Source organism: Hymenobacter yonginensis (assembly GCF_027625995.1).
GTDB classification, from domain to species: Bacteria; Bacteroidota; Bacteroidia; order Cytophagales; family Hymenobacteraceae; genus Hymenobacter; species Hymenobacter yonginensis.
This window is the reverse complement of sequence record NZ_CP115396.1, coordinates 3242819-3264687: the sequence shown is the minus strand read 5'-3', so window position 1 is coordinate 3264687 and position 21869 is coordinate 3242819. Positions and strand designations below refer to the sequence as shown.

Annotated in this window: 21 protein-coding genes; 19 read left to right on the top strand and 2 right to left on the bottom strand. The window is 60.9% G+C overall.

From position 1 onward, the window contains the following. Positions 1 to 2: 2 nt before the first annotated feature. The 15 genes from secY (at position 3) to O9Z63_RS13945 (ending at position 13153) form a co-directional block, all read left to right on the top strand. Positions 3 to 1322: a preprotein translocase subunit SecY gene (gene secY / locus O9Z63_RS14015; RefSeq protein ID WP_270125906.1), complete on the top strand. Its 1320-nt coding sequence runs from the start codon at positions 3 to 5 to the stop codon at positions 1320 to 1322. Positions 1323 to 1328: 6 nt separating this feature from the next. Beyond that, the gene (gene map, locus O9Z63_RS14010) at positions 1329 to 2099 is read left to right on the top strand and encodes a type I methionyl aminopeptidase (protein ID WP_044016051.1); all 771 of its coding nucleotides are present in this window, start codon (positions 1329 to 1331) and stop codon (positions 2097 to 2099) included. A 4-nt stretch (positions 2100 to 2103) separates the two neighbouring features. Continuing rightward, positions 2104 to 2322: a translation initiation factor IF-1 gene (gene infA, locus O9Z63_RS14005; protein WP_022822146.1), complete on the top strand. Its 219-nt coding sequence runs from the start codon at positions 2104 to 2106 to the stop codon at positions 2320 to 2322. Positions 2323 to 2331: 9 nt separating this feature from the next. After that, complete coding sequence (gene rpmJ, locus O9Z63_RS14000) at positions 2332 to 2448, top strand: 50S ribosomal protein L36 (protein WP_044016053.1); 117 nt, start codon at positions 2332 to 2334, stop codon at positions 2446 to 2448. A 112-nt stretch (positions 2449 to 2560) separates the two neighbouring features. Further along, positions 2561 to 2938, top strand: a complete 378-nt coding sequence (rpsM, locus tag O9Z63_RS13995) for a 30S ribosomal protein S13 (protein ID WP_044016055.1) — start codon at positions 2561 to 2563, stop codon at positions 2936 to 2938. Between the two features lie 79 nt (positions 2939 to 3017). Beyond that, positions 3018 to 3410, top strand: coding sequence for a 30S ribosomal protein S11 (gene rpsK, locus O9Z63_RS13990; protein ID WP_022822149.1), 393 nt, complete (start codon positions 3018 to 3020; stop codon positions 3408 to 3410). Positions 3411 to 3538: 128 nt separating this feature from the next. Then, on the top strand, positions 3539 to 4144 hold the full coding sequence (gene rpsD, locus O9Z63_RS13985) for a 30S ribosomal protein S4 (RefSeq protein ID WP_187314077.1): 606 nt from the start codon (positions 3539 to 3541) through the stop codon (positions 4142 to 4144). 144 nt (positions 4145 to 4288) lie between these two features. Then, the gene (locus O9Z63_RS13980; RefSeq protein ID WP_044016060.1) at positions 4289 to 5278 is read left to right on the top strand and encodes a DNA-directed RNA polymerase subunit alpha; all 990 of its coding nucleotides are present in this window, start codon (positions 4289 to 4291) and stop codon (positions 5276 to 5278) included. Between the two features lie 216 nt (positions 5279 to 5494). Further along, complete coding sequence (gene rplQ, locus O9Z63_RS13975) at positions 5495 to 6085, top strand: 50S ribosomal protein L17 (RefSeq protein ID WP_044016062.1); 591 nt, start codon at positions 5495 to 5497, stop codon at positions 6083 to 6085. Between the two features lie 207 nt (positions 6086 to 6292). Beyond that, positions 6293 to 8644 (top strand): outer membrane beta-barrel protein, encoded by a 2352-nt coding sequence (locus tag O9Z63_RS13970; RefSeq protein ID WP_270125901.1) that lies wholly within the window; start codon positions 6293 to 6295, stop codon positions 8642 to 8644. Between the two features lie 88 nt (positions 8645 to 8732). Continuing rightward, on the top strand, positions 8733 to 9782 hold the full coding sequence (locus O9Z63_RS13965; RefSeq protein WP_270125899.1) for a sensor histidine kinase: 1050 nt from the start codon (positions 8733 to 8735) through the stop codon (positions 9780 to 9782). A gap of 177 nt (positions 9783 to 9959) precedes the next feature. Continuing rightward, positions 9960 to 10751 carry a LytR/AlgR family response regulator transcription factor gene (locus O9Z63_RS13960; RefSeq protein WP_270125898.1) on the top strand — a complete coding sequence of 264 codons (792 nt, stop codon included), beginning with the start codon at positions 9960 to 9962 and terminating at the stop codon, positions 10749 to 10751. 173 nt (positions 10752 to 10924) lie between these two features. Next, complete coding sequence (gene eno / locus O9Z63_RS13955; protein ID WP_270125897.1) at positions 10925 to 12196, top strand: phosphopyruvate hydratase; 1272 nt, start codon at positions 10925 to 10927, stop codon at positions 12194 to 12196. Positions 12197 to 12324: 128 nt separating this feature from the next. Next, a complete protein-coding gene (locus O9Z63_RS13950; RefSeq protein WP_270125896.1) occupies positions 12325 to 12639 on the top strand; it encodes an FtsB family cell division protein in 315 nt (104 codons plus the stop codon). Between the two features lie 76 nt (positions 12640 to 12715). Further along, positions 12716 to 13153, top strand: coding sequence for a hypothetical protein (locus O9Z63_RS13945; RefSeq protein ID WP_270125895.1), 438 nt, complete (start codon positions 12716 to 12718; stop codon positions 13151 to 13153). A gap of 151 nt (positions 13154 to 13304) precedes the next feature. On the opposite strand, the gene O9Z63_RS13940 is transcribed toward O9Z63_RS13945, so the two are convergent. Both O9Z63_RS13940 and hscA read right to left on the bottom strand, forming a co-directional pair. Continuing rightward, positions 13305 to 14522: an anhydro-N-acetylmuramic acid kinase gene (locus O9Z63_RS13940; protein ID WP_270125894.1), complete on the bottom strand. Its 1218-nt coding sequence runs from the start codon at positions 14520 to 14522 to the stop codon at positions 13305 to 13307. Positions 14523 to 14767: 245 nt separating this feature from the next. Further along, complete coding sequence (gene hscA / locus O9Z63_RS13935) at positions 14768 to 16630, bottom strand: Fe-S protein assembly chaperone HscA (protein WP_270125893.1); 1863 nt, start codon at positions 16628 to 16630, stop codon at positions 14768 to 14770. Between the two features lie 424 nt (positions 16631 to 17054). Between hscA and O9Z63_RS13930 the strand changes: the two genes are divergently transcribed. The 4 genes from O9Z63_RS13930 (at position 17055) to O9Z63_RS13915 (ending at position 21794) form a co-directional block, all read left to right on the top strand. Continuing rightward, on the top strand, positions 17055 to 19124 hold the full coding sequence (locus O9Z63_RS13930; RefSeq protein ID WP_270125892.1) for a DUF4331 family protein: 2070 nt from the start codon (positions 17055 to 17057) through the stop codon (positions 19122 to 19124). A 169-nt stretch (positions 19125 to 19293) separates the two neighbouring features. Then, complete coding sequence (locus O9Z63_RS13925) at positions 19294 to 20619, top strand: tetratricopeptide repeat protein (protein WP_270125890.1); 1326 nt, start codon at positions 19294 to 19296, stop codon at positions 20617 to 20619. Positions 20620 to 20623: 4 nt separating this feature from the next. After that, complete coding sequence (locus O9Z63_RS13920) at positions 20624 to 21295, top strand: HupE/UreJ family protein (protein ID WP_270125889.1); 672 nt, start codon at positions 20624 to 20626, stop codon at positions 21293 to 21295. A 112-nt stretch (positions 21296 to 21407) separates the two neighbouring features. Continuing rightward, on the top strand, positions 21408 to 21794 hold the full coding sequence (locus O9Z63_RS13915) for a hypothetical protein (RefSeq protein ID WP_270125888.1): 387 nt from the start codon (positions 21408 to 21410) through the stop codon (positions 21792 to 21794). Positions 21795 to 21869 lie beyond the last annotated feature (75 nt).

The window sequence follows — 21869 nt, the reverse complement described above, 5'->3', positions numbered from 1 at the left end:
CGATGAAAAAGTTTATCGAAACGATAAAGAACATTTTTGCGATTGAAGATCTGCGTATGCGGATCTTCAATACGCTGTTTTTCATTGCCATCTACCGGTTAGGCTCTTTCGTGGTGCTGCCGGGCGTCGACGCTACTCGTCTGAAAAGCGGTGGAGCTTCGGGGGTGTTTGGTATTCTGGATACGCTGCTTGGCGGCGCATTCAGCAATGCTTCCATCTTCGCACTCGGTATCATGCCGTACATCTCGGCTTCTATCGTGTTGCAGCTGCTCACCATTGCAGTTCCTTATTTCCAGAAGCTGCAGAAAGAAGGAGAGTCGGGCCGCAAAAAAATCAACCAGTACACGCGTATCCTTACAATTCCGATTGTAATGGCGCAGTCGGTCGGTTTCATTGCCACCATCAGCGCTGATGCAATTCTGGAGCCTGGTACGTTCTTCACTATCTCCACGATGCTCATCATTTCGGCTGGAACGCTGTTTTGCATGTGGCTGGGAGAGAAGATTACGGACAAGGGTATTGGCAACGGTATTTCCATGATCATCATGATCGGGATTGTATCGCGCCTGCCCGGTGCCATTATTGGTGAGGCTGCTGCCAAGGGCATGCGTGGCTCGCTGATCTTCCTGATTGAGCTGGTAGTGCTGTTCCTCGTGGTAATGGCAGTTATCGTGCTGACGCAGGCTGTTCGCCGGATTCCGGTGCAGTATGCCAAGCAGGTAGGCAGCACCGCCCAACTGAATGCCCAGCGGCAGTTCATCCCGATGAAAGTGAATGCGGCCGGCGTAATGCCGATCATCTTCGCCCAGTCGCTGATGTTCGTGCCCGCTATCGTGGCTTCGGTTTGGCAGAACGACAGCGACCTGGCCAGCTACATTGGCGTGAAGTTCTCGGACTACACGTCGTGGCAGTACAACGTGGTGTTTGCAACGCTCATCATTGTCTTCACCTACTTCTACACAGCCATCAGTGTCAACCCCAACCAGATTGCGGATGATCTGAAGCGTAGCGGTGGTTTCGTACCCGGGGTGAAACCCGGCCGCGATACGTCGGAGCACATTGATGAGATTCTGACCCGCATTACTTTGCCTGGTGCTGTGGCACTGGCGCTGATTGCCATCTTCCCGGCGCTTGCGCTGCTGGGTGGCGTCACGCGGCCTTTCTCGGCCTTCTATGGCGGTACTTCCCTCATCATCATGGTAGGGGTAGTGCTGGATACGCTGAATCAGGTGGAAAGCTACCTGCTGATGCGCCACTACGATGGCATGATGAAAACCGGTAAAGTGCGTGGCCGTTCGCAGAACATTGCTCTGGCTTCGTAAGCACCCATGATTGTTTACAAGACCGAAGAAGAAATAGAGTTCATGCGGGCCAGCGCGAAGGTGCTGGCTCAGGCCCACGGAGAAGTGGCCGGCATGATCCGGGAAGGAATTACAACGCGAGAGCTGGATCAGCGCGCCGAGGAGTTTATCCGGGACCATGGTGGAAGTCCTTCCTTCAAGGGATACAATGGATTCGAATACAGCCTCTGCATCTCGCCCAACTCGGTAGTGGTGCATGGTTTCCCGGGCGACTACACGCTGAAAAGCGGCGACATTGTTTCGGTGGACTGCGGAGTGCTACTCAACGGCTACCACGCCGACAGTGCCTACACCTACCCAATTGGGGAAGTAGCACCGGAGGTGTTGCAGCTGCTGGAAGAAACCAAGAAGTCGCTGTATCTCGGTATCGAGCAGGCAGTGGCGGGCAATCGGATGGGCGACGTCAGCTTTGCCATTCAGAACCATGTTGAGAAGCAGGGTTACGGAGTGGTTCGGGAGCTGGTCGGCCACGGGATTGGAAAGAAGCTGCACGAGCGGCCGGAAGTACCGAACTACGGCAAGCGTGGCTCGGGACTGAAGCTGCAGACCGGCCTCACACTGGCTATCGAGCCGATGGTGAATCTGGGTACGAAGAGCGTGATACAGGAGAAGGACGGCTGGACCATCCGGACCAAAGACTTCAAGCCTTCCGCGCACTTCGAGCATACGGTAGTAGTACGAAAAGACAAGGCGGAAATACTCACCTCCTTCGAATACATAGAAAAAGCCTTACAGTAGCCTTATGGCCAAACAAACTTCCATTGAGCAGGACGGAGTCATTCTGGAAGCCCTTTCCAACGCCATGTTCCGCGTGGAGCTGGAGAACGGTCACCAGCTGATTGCCCACATCTCGGGCAAGATGCGGATGCACTACATCAAGATTCTGCCGGGAGATAAGGTAAAGTTGGAAATGTCGCCCTACGATTTGTCGAAGGGCCGAATTGTGTACCGTTACAAATAACCCGACGACATGAAAGTCAAAACCTCGGTTAAGAAGCGTAGTGTTGACTGCAAGCTGGTCCGCCGCAACGGCAAGCTCTACGTTATCAACAAAAAGAACCCCCGCTACAAACAGCGTCAGGGCTAGACAACTGGAAGTTGGGGACTCGGGTCCTGAGGACTTGGTTTTTGAAGGAAAACTGTCCTAACCGAAACCAGGTCCCCAAGACCCTAACTCGCCAAAAACCCAAACTCAACACATGGCTCGTATTGCAGGGGTAGACATCCCAGACAACAAGCGCGGTGAAATCGCGCTGACCTACATTTTCGGCATTGGCCGTCCATCTGCTCAGCAGATCCTTACCAAAGCAGGTGTAGACCTGAACAAGAAGGTGAAAGACTGGACGGAAGCGGAAGCCGGTGAAATCCGTAGCGTAATTGCTGCCGAATTCAAAACCGAAGGTGTGCTGCGCTCCGAAGTGCAGCTCAACATCAAGCGCCTCATGGACATCGGTTGCTACCGGGGTCTGCGTCACCGCAAAGGTCTGCCAGTTCGTGGTCAGCGTACCAAGAACAACTCGCGTACCCGCAAGGGCAAGCGTAAGACCGTTGCCGGTAAGAAAAAGGCTACTAAATAACCCGTAGTGGGAATCGTTGCCTGCTCTGATACGTTCGGGGCAGGCAACAACACCTCCCGCGTATTTTTGCGATAACCAAATGGCACAAAAGAGAAAAGACAAAGCCAAGAAGCGCGTTGTCGTTGTAGAACCAGTAGGCCAGGTACACATTAAGGCTTCGTTCAACAACATCATCATCTCCATCACCAACAACAACGGCCAGGTTATCTCCTGGGCTTCGGCTGGTAAGATGGGTTTCCGCGGTTCCAAGAAGAACACGCCTTACGCCGCTCAGATGGCTGCTACCGACTGCGGTAAAGTAGCTCATGACCTGGGCATGCGCAAAGCTGAAGTGTTCGTGAAGGGCCCGGGCGCTGGCCGCGAGTCGGCTATTCGTACGCTGGGTAACGTGGGTATTGAGGTAACGACCATCAAGGACGTGACGCCGCTGCCCCATAACGGCTGCCGTCCTCCCAAACGTCGTCGCGTTTAGTTTATTGAACAGGCTGGCGCTGCCAGCCACCGGTGTCGGGTTTCTGATGCGCCTTTTCACCCCTGCAAGGTGCGCCTCCGAGGCCCGACACGCGCGGTTCAACCCCCTCAACACTCAACAACCCCGAAATGGCACGTTATACTGGTCCTAAAACCAAGATTGCCCGTCGCTTTAATGAGCCGATCTTCGGCCCAAGCAAGGCACTCACCAAGAAAGCATACCCTCCCGGCCAGCATGGCCGTGGCCGTCGTAAGAAGCAGAGCGAGTACGCTGTCCAGCTGATGGAGAAGCAGAAAGTGAAGTACATGTACGGCGTACTGGAAAAGCAGTTCGAGAACCTGTTCCACAAAGCGGCTACGCTGCCCGGCATCACCGGCGACAACCTGCTGGCTCTGCTGGAATCGCGCCTCGACAACACGGTATACCGTCTGGGCATTGCTCCAACGCGCCGTGCTGCCCGTCAGCTCGTTCTGCACAAGCACATCACCGTGAACGGTGACGTAGTAAACATTGCTTCGTACAAACTCCGCGCTGGTGACGTTGTTGCCGTACGTGAGAAGTCGAAGTCGCTGGAAGCTATTACCACGAGCCTGAGCGCCCGCAACGCGCGTGCTTTCTCGTGGCTGGAGTGGGACGGCAAAGACATGGTGGGCAAGTTCCTCAACGCCCCCGCCCGTGAGCTGATACCGGAGAAGATCACCGAGCAGCTCATCGTCGAACTGTACTCGAAGTAATTCTTGGAACGGCCCGGACGCCCGGGCCGTTTCCTTGCTTCGACCTTTTTAATTGGATTCAGGTATTGGGTAATGGGTATCAAGACGCTCTGAGAGGTCTTTTTACTCACTACCCATTACTCAATACTAAAAACCGCCCCACTTATGTCAATCTTAGCTTTTCAAATGCCGGAGAAGGTGGTGATGGAGAAATCCGACGACTTCTACGGAACGTTTGAATTCAAACCGCTGGAGAAAGGCTACGGCGTCACGATCGGCAACGCTCTGCGCCGCATCCTGCTGTCGTCGCTGGAGGGCTATGCCATCACGTCGGTTCGCACCAGCAGCGTACTGCACGAGTTCATGACCATCGAAGGCGTGATTGAGGATATGTCCGAAATCATCCTCAACCTGAAGCAGGTTCGCTTCAAGAAGGTGAGCGACGCCATCGAGGACAAGATTACGGTGCGCATCAAAGGCCAGGAAACCTTCACGGCCGGCGACATCAGCAAGTTCACCAACGGCTTCCAGGTGCTGAACCCGGACCTGGTGATCTGCCACGTGGACGCCAGCACCGAGTTGGAATTTGAATTCACGATCCAGAAAGGCCGCGGCTACGTTCCTGCAGAGGAAAACAAGCCGGCCGATCAGGTTTTCGGTCAGATTGCCATTGATGCCATCTTCACGCCGATCAAAAACGTGAAGTACAGCATCGAAAACACCCGCGTAGAGCAGAAGACCGACTATGAGAAGCTCCTCATCGAGATTCACACGGACGGCTCTATCCACCCGGAGGATGCGCTGAAAGGCGCTGCCAACATCCTGATTCAACACTTCATGCTGTTCTCCGACAGCACCATGACCTTCGAAACGGCTAAAGCCGAAGAAGAGGAGACGGTGGACGAGGAGACGCTGCACATGCGCAAAGTTCTGAAGACGCCGCTGGCGGATATGGACCTGAGCGTACGTGCTTACAACTGCCTCAAAGCCGCCGACATCAAAACCCTCGGCGACCTGGTGCAGCTGGACATGGCCGACATGATGAAGTTCCGCAACTTCGGTAAGAAGTCGCTGACCGAGCTGGAAAACCTTGTAGAAGAGAAAGGCCTGAACTTCGGCATGGATCTGAGCAAGTACAAGCTCGACGAAGAATAGACAGCAAACAGAAAATGTGCTGAATGTGGTTGATGTGCTGGTCACATATTCCACTTCAGCACATTTTTTATGCCTGTACATTCCGTACCTTTGCACTCCATTTTCACACTTTCATAACCAGTGAGCCCGAAGGGGCGACGGTTCTAATGAGAAAGGTGCCTCACAGCAGCTTTTCCGCCGTGGTCGTCGTCCGCAAGCTTACACATCTCTTTTTTTATGCGTCACGGTAAAACCATCAACCACCTCGGCCGCACGGCCTCGCACCGCAACGCCATGCTTTCGAACATGGCCTCGTCGCTGATCCTGCACAAGCGCATCACCACGACCGTTGCCAAAGCCAAAGCCCTGCGCAAGTTTGTAGAGCCCCTGCTGACCAAAGCCAAGAACGACACGACGCACTCGCGCCGCCTCGTATTTGCCGTACTGGAGCAGAAAGACGTGCTGAAAGAGCTGTTCGGCGACGTAGCAGCTAAAATTGCTACCCGTCCCGGCGGCTACACCCGCATCATCAAGCTGAGCGAAACCCGTCTGGGTGACAACTCGCAGATGTGCATCATCGAGCTGGTTGACTACAACGAAACCCTGCTGGAAGCCAAAACCGCTGGTGAGGCTAAAACCACTACCCGTCGCTCGCGCGGCAAGAAAAAGGCTACCACGGCTGGCGAAGGCGAGTCTTCGGCTGAAGTAGTAGCTGAGAAGCCCGCCAAGAAGGCCAAAGCTGCCACCACGGAGGTTTCGGCCCCCGAGGATACGGCTACTGAAACCCTGAAAGACGGCGAGACCCGCGAGGAGAAAGCCGCCGAGTAGTCGGACCGGAAGTATAACAGTGAAAAGGGACGCTCCAACCGGGGCGTCCCTTTTCTTTTGGGCACAGGGGCAGGAGCAGCCGATTTGGTTCGCGGGCGGTTTTGCGGGCTTTATCGGAATTTTGCCGGGCTTCGGGAAATAGGACCTGCGTTGGCGGCTTTGTTGGGCGTGTTTTGGGTGTTCGTTTCACTTCAGCACCCTGATACCATGAAAGCTTTTGTCTCCTGCCTGCTGCTGCTACTCGCGCTGACAGCCGCCGGCCAACAACCAACGGCCACCGTGAGCGGACGGGTAGTAGACGCCAAGGGGCAGGCAGTGCCCTTCGCGTCGGTGCTGCTGCGGCAACTGGCCGATTCGGTAGTGGTGCAGGCCACGCAGGCCTCGGAAGCCGGGCGCTACCAACTGGCGGGCGTGCCGGCGGGGCGGTACCGGGTGGTGGTATCGGCGGTGGGGTATGGCGGTGGGCGGAGCGCGGTGGTAGAGGTAGCAGGTCGGGCCGTGGCGGTGCCGGATGTGCGGCTGGCAGCGGCGGCGCTGGCGCTGAAGGAAGTGCTGGTGGTGGGGCAGAAGCCGCTACTGGAAATGACGGCCGGCAAGCTGGTGGTGAATGTGGCGGGCAGCCTCACGGCCGGCACTACGGCGCTGGAGGTGCTGGAAAAGGTGCCGGGCCTGCTGGTACTCAACAACCGCCTGAGTCTGGCCGGGCAGGAGGGCGTGCTGATTCAGATTGACGGCCGCACCACGCAATACATGGATGTGGTGAGCGTGCTGAAGGACTTTCCGAGTAGCACCATCGAGCGGATTGAGGTGCTGACGCAGCCCGGCGCCACGCACGATGCCGCCGGTACGGCGGGCATCATCAACATCATTCTGAAGAAAAACACCAACCTGGGCATCAACGGCACGCTCACGACCAACGCGGCGTATGGGCGCTTTGCCAAAACTGGTATACTGCTCGACCTCAATCACCGGGCCGGGGCCCTGAACGTATTCGGCACCACCAGCTACAACTACCGCCACACCTACGAGCAACTCAATACCGGCCGCCTGGACACCACAGCCGGCATCCGGTACGCGCAGCAAAGCTACCAGCCGCGGATGGCGCACGTGCCCACGTTTCGCGTCGGGGCCGACTACAGCCTGCCGCACCGCCAGACGCTGGGCGTGCTGGTGAACGGGTACCTCAACCGGACGCAGCTCAATGCGCAGAGCAGCACCGAAGCCAGTAACGGCGTGAACGTCCTGACGGCAAACGATACGCGCCGCCGCACCGAGTCGTACCCCGCTAACCTCAACTACAAAGTGCTGCTCGACACGCTGGGCCGCGAGTTGACCGCCGACGTGGACTACTCGCGCTATGCGGCCGGCAGCCTGGGGCTGCTGACCAACCTGGTGCGAACCGGTGATACCGAGCAGCAACAAACCCTGCGCAACGACCAGCAGACGCGCATAGGGCTGGCTTCGGCCAAAGTAGACTACCGGCAGCCGCTCACGGCTACCACTACGCTGCTGCTGGGCGCCAAGCTCAGCCGGGCCGACATCGAGAGCCAACTGGACCTGACGGGCGGGGCCGCCGACCGGGCCGACCGGTTCGGCTATACGGAAAGCATCCGGGCCGGCTATGTGCAGGCCGAGGGTACCCAGTTGGGCGTGACGTGGCAAGCCGGTTTGCGCGGCGAGTACACGGTGGCCGAAGGCCGGGCAGCCACTAGCATCCGCCGGCGGTACGGGCAGCTGTTTCCGAGTGTGAGTCTGGACAAGCCCCTGACCAAAGTGCTGGGCGCGAACCTGGCCTACAGTCGCCGTATTGGCCGGCCCAGCTACCAGGACCTCAACCCCAATCTGGTGTACCTCGACCCGTACACGTCGCAGCGCGGCAACCCGCTGCTGACGCCGCAGTTCACCGGCACCTACAAGCTGGCGTTGACCTACCAGAAGCAGCCGTTTTTTGTGCTGGGCTACAGCCGCACCCGCGACGCCATCAGCCTGGTAACGGCTACCGAGGACAGCGCCATCTACTCCACATCGGCCAACCTCGACAACCTGCGCAGCTACAACGCCACCCTGAACCTGCCTCTCACCTACCGCAAGCTGCTGACCGGCTACGCTGGCGTGACGGTGTTCTACAACGAGTACCTGAGCAGCTACCTGGGCAGCACATACCGGGCGGGCCGCACGGCGGCCACGTTCTACGGCCAGGCCAACGTGCAGCTGCCGCAGAATGTCAAGCTGGAGGCCTCGGGCTTCTACCAGACCGCGGGCATCAATGGCCTGATCAACTTCCGGGGCTTTGGCTCGCTGAACCTGGGGCTGCAGAAAACGCTGTGGCAGGACCGGGCCACCCTGCGGCTGGGCCTGAACGACGTGCTGTTCTCGAACCGGCAGCGTGGCACCGTGCGCTACCAAGACCTGGACGTGCAGTTCCGCAGCTACGGCGAGAGCCGACAGGCGCGGCTGAGTTTGAGCTGGAAGCTGGGCAACCAGCAGCTGCAGGCGGCCCGCAAGCGCAGCACGGGGTTGGAAGAGGAGCGCGGCCGCGTGAAAACCGACAAAGAATAGCATCTTTCCATCCTGTCATCCCGAGCGGAGCGGGGAATCTGGGATGCATCGTCGAATGCCTTCACTCAGATTCCTCGCTCTGCTTGGTATGACACTCCCTACGCCTCTCGCCATGCCGTTCACCTTCCAACGCCCCAGCCGTTCCGACCTGCTTCTGGTACTGGTGTACTGGCTGCTGGCCGCGCCCATCATCTTTTTCAGCTACCTGCAACAGTTCGGGCTGGCGCGCGCAGCGCCTACTATTCTCTACACCATCGGGCTCGATACGCTGGCTGTGTACCTGCTGGTGTTTGGGCTGCTGCCGCTGGCGCTGGCCCGCCGCAGTGCCTGGGTGGTGCTGGGGGCGCTGATGGTGTTTGTGGTGCTCGATGCCCACCTTTATTGGCTGGGCTACGGGTTATTACTCGATGAAAAGCCCCTGCACTGGAATGCTGGTACTATCCTGTCCACCATTATGCGGCATACCCAGAGCTACGGTATGTTGGGCATTCTGATGGCGGGCAAGCGCTATTTTGATGTGCAGAAGCGTCTGCTGCAAACCCAGCAGGCCCAGACCGAGAGCGAGCTGCGCAACCTCAAGGCTCAACTCGACCCGCACTTTCTGTTCAATAACCTCAACGTGCTGCGCGGCCTCATCCAGCACGACCCCGCCGAGGCCAACGAGTACCTGAGCCGCTTCGCCAACCTCTACCGCTTCCTGATCCGGCACAAAGACGACGACTTCGTGACCCTGGCGGAAGAGCTGCAGTTTGTGGACGAGTACGTGTATTTGCTGCGCCACCGTTTCGGGGCGGCTTATGCGTTCCAGCAGACGCTGCCCGAGGCCGCCGCATTGCACCAGCTGCTGGTGGTGCCCGGCACGCTGCAGCTGCTGGTCGAAAACGCCATCAAGCACAACGCCGGCGACGAAGATGCTCCGCTGCTGATTGAGATTCAGGCGTCCGACACCGAGCTGAGCGTGCAGCACCTGCGCCGGCCCAAGCTCACGCCCGTCGATTCTACCGGCCTGGGCTTGGCCAACCTGCGGGAGCGGTACCGGCTGCTATTTGGGCGGGAAATCAAGGTGGAAGCTACGGCGGCGCAGTTTCGGGTGGTGGTGCCGGTGCTGCGGCAGGCGCGGGCGTGGTCGGCGGCGTGAGGATGAGGTGTGCGTTAGCCTATCAGACAGCACGTCATGCTGAGCTTGTCGAAGCATCTCGCGTGCTGACGTCAGATTACCATTTCAACGTCAGCACGCGAGATGCGTCGCTCCGCTCTGCATGACGTTCTTTGGGCTTCAGACTACCCGACTTTCTTTATCCGTGAAATCCCCGCTATGAACATTCTGATTCTGGAAGACGAAGAGTTGGCGGCGCGTCAGACGGTGCAGTTTCTGCAGCAGGCCGGGCTGGCCGCCGAGGCGCCGCCCGTTCTACGTAGCGTGGAGAAGGCCCTGGCGTGGCTGCAGACCCACCCCATGCCCGACTTGCTGTTCTCCGACATCGAGCTGCTCGACGGCAACGTATTCAGCCTCTACGAGCGGTTTCAGGTGAGCTGCCCCATCATCTTCACCACCGCCTACGACCAGTACCTGCTGCCGGCGTTCCGGGGCAACGGCATTGCCTACCTGCTCAAGCCCTTCAGCTACGAGCAGTTTCGGGAGGCGCTGGATAAGTACCAGTTTCTGCGCGGCAGCTTTGCCGGCGCGGCGGCCGCTCCGGCGCCAGCCCTGAGCGCCGAAGTGCTGCATGAGCTGCACCAAGCGCTGCGCCAGAACAGCCAGCCGCAGTACAAGCAGCGTTTTTCGGTGCGGATGCGCAACGGCCTCTACGTGCTGCAGGTGGATGATGTGGCCTACGTGCAGGCCGACGAGGGCGTGACCTTTGCTATAGACGGGGCCGGCACGCGCTACCCGCTCAGCGGTACGCTCACGGAGCTGGAGCGCCAGCTCGACCCCGCCCGCTTCGGCCGCCTCAACCGTTCGGAGCTGGTGAATATTGCGTTTGTGGAGCGCGTGGAGCCGTACTTCAACAACCGGCTGGCCGTGCGGCTGCGCGGCAAGCCCGACCTCACCCTGACCACCAGCGCCGCCCAGACGCCGGAGTTCCGCCGGTGGCTGGAAGGGTAGGGGCCAGACTGTTGCGGCATGCGCTTTTTCCGGTGCTGCCTTTGCATCTGCGGGGGAGGAGCTGGCCTAAAAGTGGCAATTGAGTACCTTGCCACCGCAATACCGCTCCGGGCCCAATCGGCCGGCTCTGGGGTGGCCACCTCGTACTTTTCCTCAACCCCATACTTTTCCTCATGAGCATTATCACCGAAATCCACGCCCGGCAGATTTTCGATTCGCGCGGCAACCCGACCATTGAGGTAGACGTGACCACCGAAAGCGGCACCGTAGGCCGTGCGGCGGTTCCTTCGGGCGCCAGCACCGGCAAGCACGAAGCCGTGGAGCTGCGCGACAACGACAAGAGCAAGTACATGGGCAAAGGCGTGCTGCAGGCCGTGGACAACGTGAACAGCAAGATTGCCGAAGAGCTGGTAGGCTTCTCGGTGTTCGAGCAGGGCTTGCTCGATAAGATCATGCTGGAGATGGATGGCACGCCCAACAAAGCCAACCTGGGCGCCAACGCCATTCTGGGTGCTTCGCTGGCCATTGCCCGCGCCGCCGCGCAGGAAGCCGGCATGCCGCTCTACCGCTACGTGGGCGGCGTAAATGCCACCACGCTGCCCGTGCCGATGATGAACATCCTCAACGGCGGCTCGCACGCCGACAACAGCATCGACTTCCAGGAGTTCATGATCATGCCCGTGGGCGCTCCGTCGTTCTCGGAGGCGCTGCGCTGGGGCACCGAAATCTTCCATCACCTCAAGGAAGTGCTCAAAAAGCAGGGCTTCAGCACCAACGTGGGTGATGAAGGCGGCTTTGCCCCGAACATCAAGAGCAACGAAGACGCCATCAAGATTGTACTGCAGGCCATCGAGAAGGCCGGCTACAAGCCCGGCGACGACGTGATGATTGCCATGGACGCCGCGGCCTCCGAGTTTTACTCCGATGGCCACTACCACTTCAAGAAGAGCACCGGCGACAAGCTGACCTCGTCGGAGATGGTGAACTACTGGACCGACTGGACCAAGAAATACCCCATCATCAGCATCGAGGATGGCATGGACGAGGACGACTGGAGCGGCTGGAAGGCCCTCACCGACAGCATCGGCAACACCACCCAGCTCGTAGGCGACGACCTGTTCGTGACCAACGTCAACCGCCTGCAGCGCGGTATCGATGAGCAGATTGCCAACGCCATCCTCATCAAGGTAAACCAGATTGGTACGCTCTCCGAAACGATTGACGCCATCAACCTGGGCCGCCGCAACGGCTACAAGAGCATCATGAGCCACCGCTCCGGCGAAACCGAGGACAACACCATTGCCGACCTGGCCGTGGCCCTGAACACCGGCCAGATCAAGACCGGCTCGGCCTCGCGCTCCGATCGGATGTCGAAGTACAACCAGCTGCTCCGCATCGAGGAAGAGCTGGGCGAAGTAGCTTACTTCCCCGGCCGCAAGATGTAAGTTGGTAGCACGGGCTTCAGCCTGTGCCGTAAATTACAAGCCCGCCCGATGCTGCATCGGGCGGGCTTTGTTTTTGCCGCCGCGCCCGGCCCGGGCGAAACCCTGCGCTACGTTTTCTATCTTTGGCTATGCAACTCTCGGATCTGACGGCGCGCGTGCCGCGCTTTCTGCGCAGCTTTTACTTCTACACCGGGCTGGGCTTTCTGGTCTGGATGTTCGTGTTTGATGCCAACGACCTGCTGAAGCAGTATGACATGTACGCCAAGCTGCAGGAGCTCCAGACCGAGAAGCAGTACTACCTCGACAACATTGAGGTGGTGAAGCGCGAGCGGGCCGAGCTGCTGAGCAGCCCTGAGCTGCTGGAGAAATTTGCGCGCGAGAAGTACATCATGAAGCGTCCCGGCGAAGACGTATTCGTGCTCGTGCCGCAGGCCGAAGAATAGCACCTGGCCGCTACGGCACAGCCTTTGCCGTATGCAGGATATGAAGAATCGTCGGTTTCGTTGGTTTTGCTGCGTGTTGAGTGCTCTGTTGGCAGCCGCTGGCCCGCTGGCGGCGCAGCAGCCAGTACCGGACGTGGCCGTGGAGCCCGTGGCCATATCGTCGCAGATTCAGGTGGCGCGGCAGTTTCTGCTGGCCGTGCTGGCCGGCAACTACCCGGCCGCCTACGCTTTGCTCGCGCCCGAAGTCAGCCGCAATGTGCCGTTGGCGCGGTTTCAAGCCACCGCCGAGCCGCTCTATCAACAAGGGCAGCGCTACCAGCCCACCATCGACCTCTACAAGCTGGGCTTCCGCATCAGCGCTGACAACAGCACCCGCGCCTTCGTGGCCTTCATGTTCCGCAGCGATACGCTGGCCTCGCGCCCCAACCTACAGCTAGACGTCACGTTCCGCGACACCACCGCCCACCAGGTTCTCAGCTTCGGCCTCGTGCCGCTGGGAGAGGTGAAGAAGTGATGGGGTTAATCTGGATTGGAAAAGACCGTCATTCCGAGCGGAGCGAGGAATCTCGCTAGTGTGGTAGAATCAGTTACTACACTGGCGAGATTCCTCACTCCGCTCGGAATGACGGTCTTTTCCTTGTTACCTGTCACCTCATTACCCAAAATCACCCCGGCAGCGAGATCTTGCCCATGCTGACGGCGGGCACGCGCTGGCGGCCGGCGCCGATGGAGACGGGCTGGCCGGCTACGGCCTCGTTGGCCAGTACGGCAAACAGGATGGCTTCTTTGGCATCAGGCAGCACGCCCAGCTCCTCGGTGGTGGCGAAGCGGCAGGAGGGGAGGTAGCGCTGCAGCGCCGCCTGTAGCGCCGGATTGTGGGCCCCGCCGCCGCTGCAGTACACGGCCAGCGCCGGCTGCTCACCAAACACCTGCTGCGCGGCGCGGGCCACGCCGGCCGCACTCAGCTCCACCAGCGTGGCCAGCAGGTCTTCAGTGCCTAGCTGCTCGGTGCCGGTGCGCTGTTGAGCCTGCTGCAGATATTCGGGGCCGAACAGCTCCGGGCCGGTGGTTTTAGGCAGCGCCGCCCCGAAAAACGGATGCTCCAACAGGGCCTGCAGCAGCGGCGCGTGGATGCGGCCGGCCAGCGCCAGGCGGCCATCCTCATCGTAGGGCAGGCCACAGCGGGCCCGAACGGCGGCATCGAGCAGGGTGTTGCCGGGGCCGGTGTCGGTGCTGAAGGCGGCGCTGGTATCGTGGCCGGTGCGGGGCAGGTAGGTGAAGTTGGCAATGCCGCCCAGGTTGAGCAGCAGCCGCTCCTCGGTGGGGCTGCTGAGCAGCAGGTAGTCGCCGTAGGCCGCCAGGGGGGCGCCTTCGCCGCCGGCCGCAATGTGCTTCTGCCGGAAGTCGCTGAGCGTAATGATGCCGGTGCGCACCGCTACCTGGTCGCCGTCGCCGAGCTGCAGGGTGGCGTTCAGGCCCGTGAAATCGGGGTGGTGGTGCTGGTGGGCGGGGGCGTGGTAGATGGTCTGGCCGTGGCTGGCTATCAGGTCCACTTCTGTGGGCATCAGCTGCCACTCGCGCAGGCAGGCCAGCACCATATCGGCGTGCAGGGCGCCCAGCCAGGGGTTGAAGAGCGTCAGGTGTTCCAAGCTGATCTGGCCGGTGGCGCCGCCCGCAAACACTATCCGGATGCGGCGGCGCACGTCGTCGGAATAGGGCACGGTGCTAAACTGCTCCAGCTCCAGCCGGGTGGCCGGGCCGTGGCCGTGCAGCCGGCACAGCGCCACATCCAGCCCATCTAGCGAAGTGCCCGACATCAGGCCGATGATGCGCCGGCTGGGCTGCTGCGCCAGCTGGCACAGGCGGTGGAGGTGTGCGTTCATAGGATTTTTGTGCCGTTTACTGCCGCTGAGAGTGGTCGCAGAGAAGCTGAAACATTTTTTGTACCGTTTAGTACTAATGAGGCATTTAGGGCCAGTCAGATCATCGAATGCAAAGAAAGCAGAAATGCCCTTGCTGTAATCAGCAAGGGCATTTTCAAGAGATTATCTACTGGAGCAAACAAAGTCAGCCTGCGGCGACCGGCCCAACGGCTGGAAAAAGCTGCCGGACCGGGGCGTGCTTACTTCTACTCGATTTTCTTGCCGGTCATGGCCTGCTTGATGGAGATGTTCATCACCCGCTCGGCGTAGGGGCTGGTGAGGGCTTCGAGCTCGTCAACAGCTTTCAGGATGGTGTCTTTGTCGCGGGTTTCCAGCGACTCGCGCAGGCGCTGGGTGGCGGCGGCCGTCTGCGTGATTTCGTCTTCGGAGAGGTGCAGCTGGTTTTTCTCAACGAACCGCTCTACTTGATACAGCATCTGCTCGGCTACGGTGCGGGCCTCAATCACCATGCGGGCGGCCACGTCTTCGCGGGCGTGAGTCAACGAGTCCATCAGCATCTGTTCCACCTGCTCGTCGGTGAGGCCGTACTGGGGCTTGATTTCCACGGCCTGGCGTGTGGTGGAGCGCAGCTCGATGGCCTCCACCTTCAGGATACCGTCGGCGTTCAGGATGAAGTTGACATCCACTTTGGGCAGGCCGGCAGGCATGGCCGGAATGCCGCGTAAGTCGAACTCGGCCAGCTTGCGGTTTTCCTGCACCAAATCCCGCTCGCCCTGGTACACCGAGATTTTTAGGTTCACCTGCCCATCCACGCTGGTGGTGTACTGGCGGCCGGCCTTGGTTGGGATTTTGGAGTTGCGCGGGATGATGGGGTCCATGAGGCCGCCCAGGGTTTCGATGCCGAGCGTGAGCGGCGTCACGTCCAAGAGCAGCACGTCGCGGCGGTTGCCGGCCAGGATGTCGGCCTGGATGGCGGCGCCCAGCGCTACCACCTCGTCGGGGTTGAGCGAGTTGTTGGCGGGCTGCTGGAAAAACTCGGAAACCGAATCGTAGACCAGCGGCACCCGCGTGGAGCCACCTACCAGCAGCACGGCATCGAGGTCCGCAGGCGTGAGGCCGGCGTCGGTGAGGGCCTGGCGGCAGGACGTGATGGTGCGGTCCACTAGAGGCTGCACCAGCTGGTTGAACTCAGATTTGCTGAGTCGTACCACCACGTCGTCGCCGAGGTTACCGGCGAAGTCGTCGTGCTGGCTAAGGTACCGCTTGGCCGATTCAGCCAGCAGCCGCAACTCCTGCTGCAGCGAGCCATTATTATGCAGTTGGTCGGCGAGGCTGTAGGTGGCGGTCCAGTGGTCGGAAATGGCGCGGTCCAGGTCGTCGCCGCCCAGGTAGGTGTCGCCGTTGGTGCTCAGTACCTCGAAGATGCCCTGCTGAATGCGCAGGATGCTCACGTCGAAGGTGCCGCCGCCGAGGTCGTACACAGCCACGGTTTTCTCGTCGTCGGGGCTCAGGCCGATGCCGTAGGCCAGCGCGGCCGCCGTGGGCTCGTTCACGATGCGCAGCACTTCCAGGCCCGCCAGGCGGCCGGCGTCGCGGGTGGCCTGGCGCTGCGAGTCGTTGAAGTAGGCCGGCACCGTAATCACAGCCTTGTTGACGGGCGTTTTGAGGGCGTGCTCGGCGCGGGCACGCAGCTCACGCAGAATCTCGGCCGACAGCTCGATGGGGGAGTAGAACTTGTCGCCAACCCGGATTTTCACCAGGCCTTCTGAGTTGTCGTCGATGACCTTATAGCCCAGCTCGCGGGCGTGCTCGCCGAGGTCTTTGTAGCTTTTGCCCAGCAGGCGCTTCACCGAATAAATCGTGTTTTCGGAGTCGGTGAGCAGGTATTGCTTGGCGTCGGTGCCCACGATGGGCGTTTCGCCGCCCTGTGGGAAGTGCACCACCGACGGCACGATGGTGCCGCGGCCCTGGTCGTTGATGGCGCGGGGTTGGCGCGAGTCGGGCTGGATGTAGGCCACCAGCGAGTTGGTGGTGCCCAGGTCGATGCCGACGATGATTTCTTCCTGCTGTATGCTCCCGGTGGAGAGGTTGATTGCGACTTTGGCCATGCGGATAAAGACAGCGCGCCCGGGGGCGCGCACGGTGAGGCAAAACGGGCGTGAGCGAGAACAACCGGCCCGGCGCGTAAAGGGCCCAAAAGTACGGAAGAAAACCCGCCCACGCCGTGTTGCACCCCGGCCACCCAGGTGGGGCCGCGAAGGGTTTCATAAAAGATGTACATAATTGCCGCCTTTGCCAAACCGCTTATATAGCTACTCACGTAGGACTCTATATAATTAGAAATCAATACTGTCGGACCTTATCCTTCCCGGCAGAATTACCACAGGCCCGCCGGCTTCCGGCCTGCCTGTTCTCGCTCTATATCCCGCTCCGCACACCGCGCGTTTGGCTTTGCTTTTTGCCACCATCGGCTTGTTGCCGCTGGTGTGTTGCGTTTCCTCATCCTTACCCTTTCCAACCCCCTTATCCATCATGGCAAAAAACATTACGCGTCCCATTCTGCTGCTGGCCGCCGCTACCACCGCTGTAGTAGGTGCCGTCGCCTGGAGTGGCCAAGGCACCCGCCTGGAAGCTTCCAGCCACCGCGAAGCCCCGCTTATTGCCGACGACCCGTTGGCCGACAACACCGACCTGTACGCCTTCCGGAGCCCCGACGCTGCGGAAACCGTGACCATCATCGCCAACTACATTCCGCTGGAGCTGCCCCAGGGTGGCCCCAACTACAACACGTTCGGCGAGAACGTGCGCTACGAGATTCACGTGAAGAACAGCGCCACCACCACCGGCGACGACATCACCTACCGTTTCACGTTCTCGCGCACCAACCAGGACCCCACCACGTTCTTCAACATCCGGCTGGGCCAGCAGAACCTGAAAACCACCTACACCCTGGAAGCTATCCGGGGTGGGGCTACCACCACGCTGGTCACCAACGGCATCGTGCCGCCTACCAACGTAGGTCCGCGCTCCATCACCAGCGCTGCCGGCCTCAACACCACCTATGACGCCCTGATGACCGGCGCCATCCGGACGGCGGCCAACGGCGTGAAAGTATTCTGCGGCCCGACCGACGACCCGTTCTTTGCCGATCTGGGCGGTATTTTTGATCTGGGTGGTATCCGCACGGCCAGCGCCCGCGACGGCCTGGCCCGCAAGAACACCCACGCCATTGCCCTGCAGATTCCGATTTCGCTGCTGCAGAAAGACGGCAAAACCGCCGCCCAGGCCGCCAACATTCTGGACCCTGATTTCGTGATTGGCGTGTGGGCTTCGGCCAGCCGCCCGGCCCTGCGCACGCTCAATGCCGACGGCACGCAGGCCCATTCAGGCAACTGGATTCAGGTGTCGCGCATTGGTATGCCGCTCACCAACGAAGTAATCGTGCCCATCGGCGGCAAGGACCGCTGGAATTCGCGCACGCCCTACACCGAGGACGCCTCCACCGACGACTACCTCTCCAACCCTGAACTCGGCCTGTACATGGCCGAGGGCACGGCCAACGGTACCACCTACTACGGCGCGGCCGTACCCGGTCTGGCCCCGCTGCGCATCCAGAGCAACTCGCTGCAGGCATTCGACTTCCGTAACGGCGCCAACGGCGTATCGGGCCTGACGGCCACCCAGCGTGCCGGTACCGTGTTTGCTGACGCCACGTTTGGCCCCTACCTGCTGCGCGCCGGCAAGCCGCGTTCCGTGGATATCCTGCCGATCTTCCACACGGGCGTGCCCAACCTGCCGCCTTACCAGCTGGCCACGGGCAAGCCGGCCCGCAACCCGCTGGCGGCCGGCAAGCCGTTCATCAACAACTTCCTGCCCGTACTCGGCGACATGCTGCGCCTGAACATGGCCGTGCCCGCTACGCCGCGCAACTCGGCTGATTTCAGCTCCGAAGGCCTGCTGCAGGCTGCCGTGCTGGGCCTCACCGATCCGCGCTACAACGCCAATGCCACGCTGCAGAACATTCCGAACATGGACGGCTTCCCGAACGGCCGCCGTCTGGAGGATGACGTGACGCGTATCGAACTGCAAGCCGTAGGTGGTGCCGTACTGGCCGCCATTGGCTTGTTCTACGACGACTACACAGCCACCGCTACCAGCCCGCTCACGCCGCAATTGCTGGGCGTGGTAGGCTTCCGCACCGGTATTGAAGCCAACGACACCACGTTCAAAGCCGGCTTCCCGTATGCCCAGACACCCTGGAGCGGCACCAAAGCCCAGCGCGTAGCCCTGTCGCAGCGCAACGCCACCGGCGGCCTCGGCCTGCAGCCCAACACCGTCGACAACTTCGTGGCCTACCCGAATCCGGTAGTTGACCAGACCACGTTCAGCTACGAAGTAGGCGTGAAGTCGGACCTGACGCTGCGCATCACCGACTTGAACGGCCGCGTGATTGCCACGCCGATGAAAGGCAAAGCCCACAAGCCCGGCGCCTTTGAGTACGCATGGCGCATGCCGTCCGGCACGGCCGCCGGCATCTATGTAGCTACCCTCTCGAACGGCTCGACGGTGCTGCAAACCATCCGGATTGCGCACCAGCGCTAGTCTGCTTTGTTCTGGCGCAGCATCCGGCCCTGGCTAGGTGCTCTGCCTGCCAGCCAAATGAGAAAGTTAGCCGGGCCCGGATGAGCCCGGCTAACTTTTGGGCGGTAATCAACGCAACCAGCGGCCCCATCGCCCTATCTTTCCTTCCGAACTCTCAACTCCCGTTTCTGTGCGAAAATATCTTTACCCGATCTTACTGCTGAGCTTTATGGCGGCGGTGGCGGCGCTGGTTTTCTTCCGGAAGCCCGAGCCCGTTCCCGCCCTCAAGCCCCGGCACGGCGACCTAGCGCTGGGTGGCGAGTGGGTGAACACCCAGCAAGCCGTGGGCGGCCTGCTGGCCCGCCTGCGCGACAAACCCGACGACACCAAGGCCCAGTTGCTGCTGGCCCAGGCCTACATGCAGGAAGGCCGCGTAACCGGCGACCATCCGTACTACGACATGGCCGCCGTGAAGCTGCTCGACGAGATTCTGCGCCGGGAACCCGACAATTTTGAGGCGCTGTGCTGCAAAGCCTCGCTCAGCCTCACCCAGCACCACTTCACCGAAGGCCTGGCCCTGGCCGAACAGGCCGTGCAGCTCAACCCCAACAACGCCTTCGTGTACGGGCTGCTCTGCGACGCCAACGTAGAGTTGGGCCGCTACCCCGAAGCCGTGCGCATGGCCGACAAGATGAATACCGTGCGCCCCGACCTGCGGGCCTACGCCCGGGTATCGTACCTGCGCGAAATCCACGGCGACGTGCCCGGCGCCATCGAGGCCATGGACATGGCCACCAAAGCCGGCGTAGGTGGCCTGGAGCAAACCGAATGGTCGCGCATCACGCTGGGCCACCTTTACGAAACCACCGGCGACCTGAACCGCGCCGAGCAGCAGTACCAGACGGCCCTGGCGGCCCGCCCCGGCTACGCCTACGCCCTGGCCGGCCTCGGCCGCGTGGCCAAAGCCCGCCACGACTATCCGGCGGCCATTGCGCACTTCCTGAAAGCCCGCGCCACGGTGAAGGACTATGCCTTTGCCGATGAGCTGACCGACCTCTACCGCCTCAACCACGAGCCGGCCAAAGCCAACGCCATGGCCCGCGAGGCCATCAAAATGCTGGCTACCGACGCCAAAGAGGCCGACGATAACGAGCAGATGGGCCACTACGCCGACCGGGAGCTGGCCTACGCCTACCTGAAAACCAACGAGCCCGACAAAGCTCTGGAGCACGCCAAAGCCGAGTACGAGCGCCGACCCGACAACATCGACGTGCAGGAAACGCTGGCCTGGGTACACTACAAGCGCGGCGAATACGCTGCGGCCCGCAAGCTCATCACGCAGGCCCGCCGCACCAACTCCCAAAACCCCACGCTTCTGTGTCGCGCCGGCCTGATTGCCACCAAATCCGGCCACGCCGCCGAGGGCCAGGCCCTGATCCGGCAGGCCCTGGCCATCAATCCCTACCTGAGCCTGGAGCTGGCCGAGGAAGGCAAGCAGCTGCTGGCCGCGCGATAACCGCATGAAGCCGCCGCTACCCTCCCGCCTGCTACTGCTGCTGCCGTTGCTGCTGGCTCCGGCCGCCGCCAGTGCCCACGCGCTGGACGGCGTAGACGTCAGCAAACTTTCCCAGGCCGATGCCATCTGGATTTACCTGAAGCTGGGTTTCGAGCACATCCTGCCGCTGGGCCTCGACCATATTCTGTTCGTGCTGAGCATTGCGCTGCTGGAGCCGCGCCTGAAGTCGGTGCTGGTGCAGGCCACGGCCTTTACGGTGGCGCACTCCATCACGCTGGGGCTGGCCATGTACGGGCTGATTTCGCCGCCGCCAGGTATTATTGAGCCCATTATTGCGCTGTCGATTCTGTTTGTGGCGCTGGAAAACATCCTCGTCAGCAAGCTGAATCCGTGGCGGGTGGTGGTGGTGTTCGGCTTTGGGCTGGTGCACGGCATGGGCTTCGCCAGCGTCCTGACCGGGCTGGGGCTGCCGCGGCGGCTGTTTCTGGAGTCGTTGCTGGCCTTCAATGTGGGCGTGGAGCTGGGCCAGGTGGCCGTGATTCTGCTGGCTTGGGGGCTGGTTGGCTACTGGTTCAGTGGCAAGCCCTGGTACAAGCAGCGCGTGGTGGTGCCGGCGTCCATCGTCATCGGCCTCATTGCCGCCTACTGGACGGTGGAGCGGGTGTTTTTCGCCTGATAATAGCTGTCATTCCGACCGCAGGGAGGAATCTGAGGAAACACACCAAGCAAACTCAGATTCCTCGCGCTGCTCGGAATGACAGCCAAACAACAAAAAGTAAACAACGAATATGCTCCGTTCCGTCCTCATCTGGCTGCTGCTGCTCAACTACCTGCTGGTAGTTGGCGCGGGCCTCGTGGGCCGGCCGGAACCCGTGCCACAGCGCGCCACCGCCTACGTGCACAGCGCCGACTGCCAGCAAAAGCACTACCTGCAAATCGACTGCTTCGACCACTGCAACGGCGAGCAGTACGCCACCCGCAAACCCGGCGCCTCGGAAACGCCGCTACACTTCCTGAGCACCCTCAAAGGGCTGGACGTGCATTGCCTCACCGCCGCCGAACCAGCTCCGGTAGCGGTAGTTATCTACGCCCCGAAACCCCAGGCGCCGCGCCTGCGCCCGGCTGTGCCGGCTGGTTTCGGGCAGCAGCCCTACGCGCCGCCGCGCCACGGATAAGAAGTGCTGCGGGCCTCCCTGTGCCCGCTTTTTCGGTTTGCCAGGCAAGCCGGATTCTGTCAACTTCTTATCACC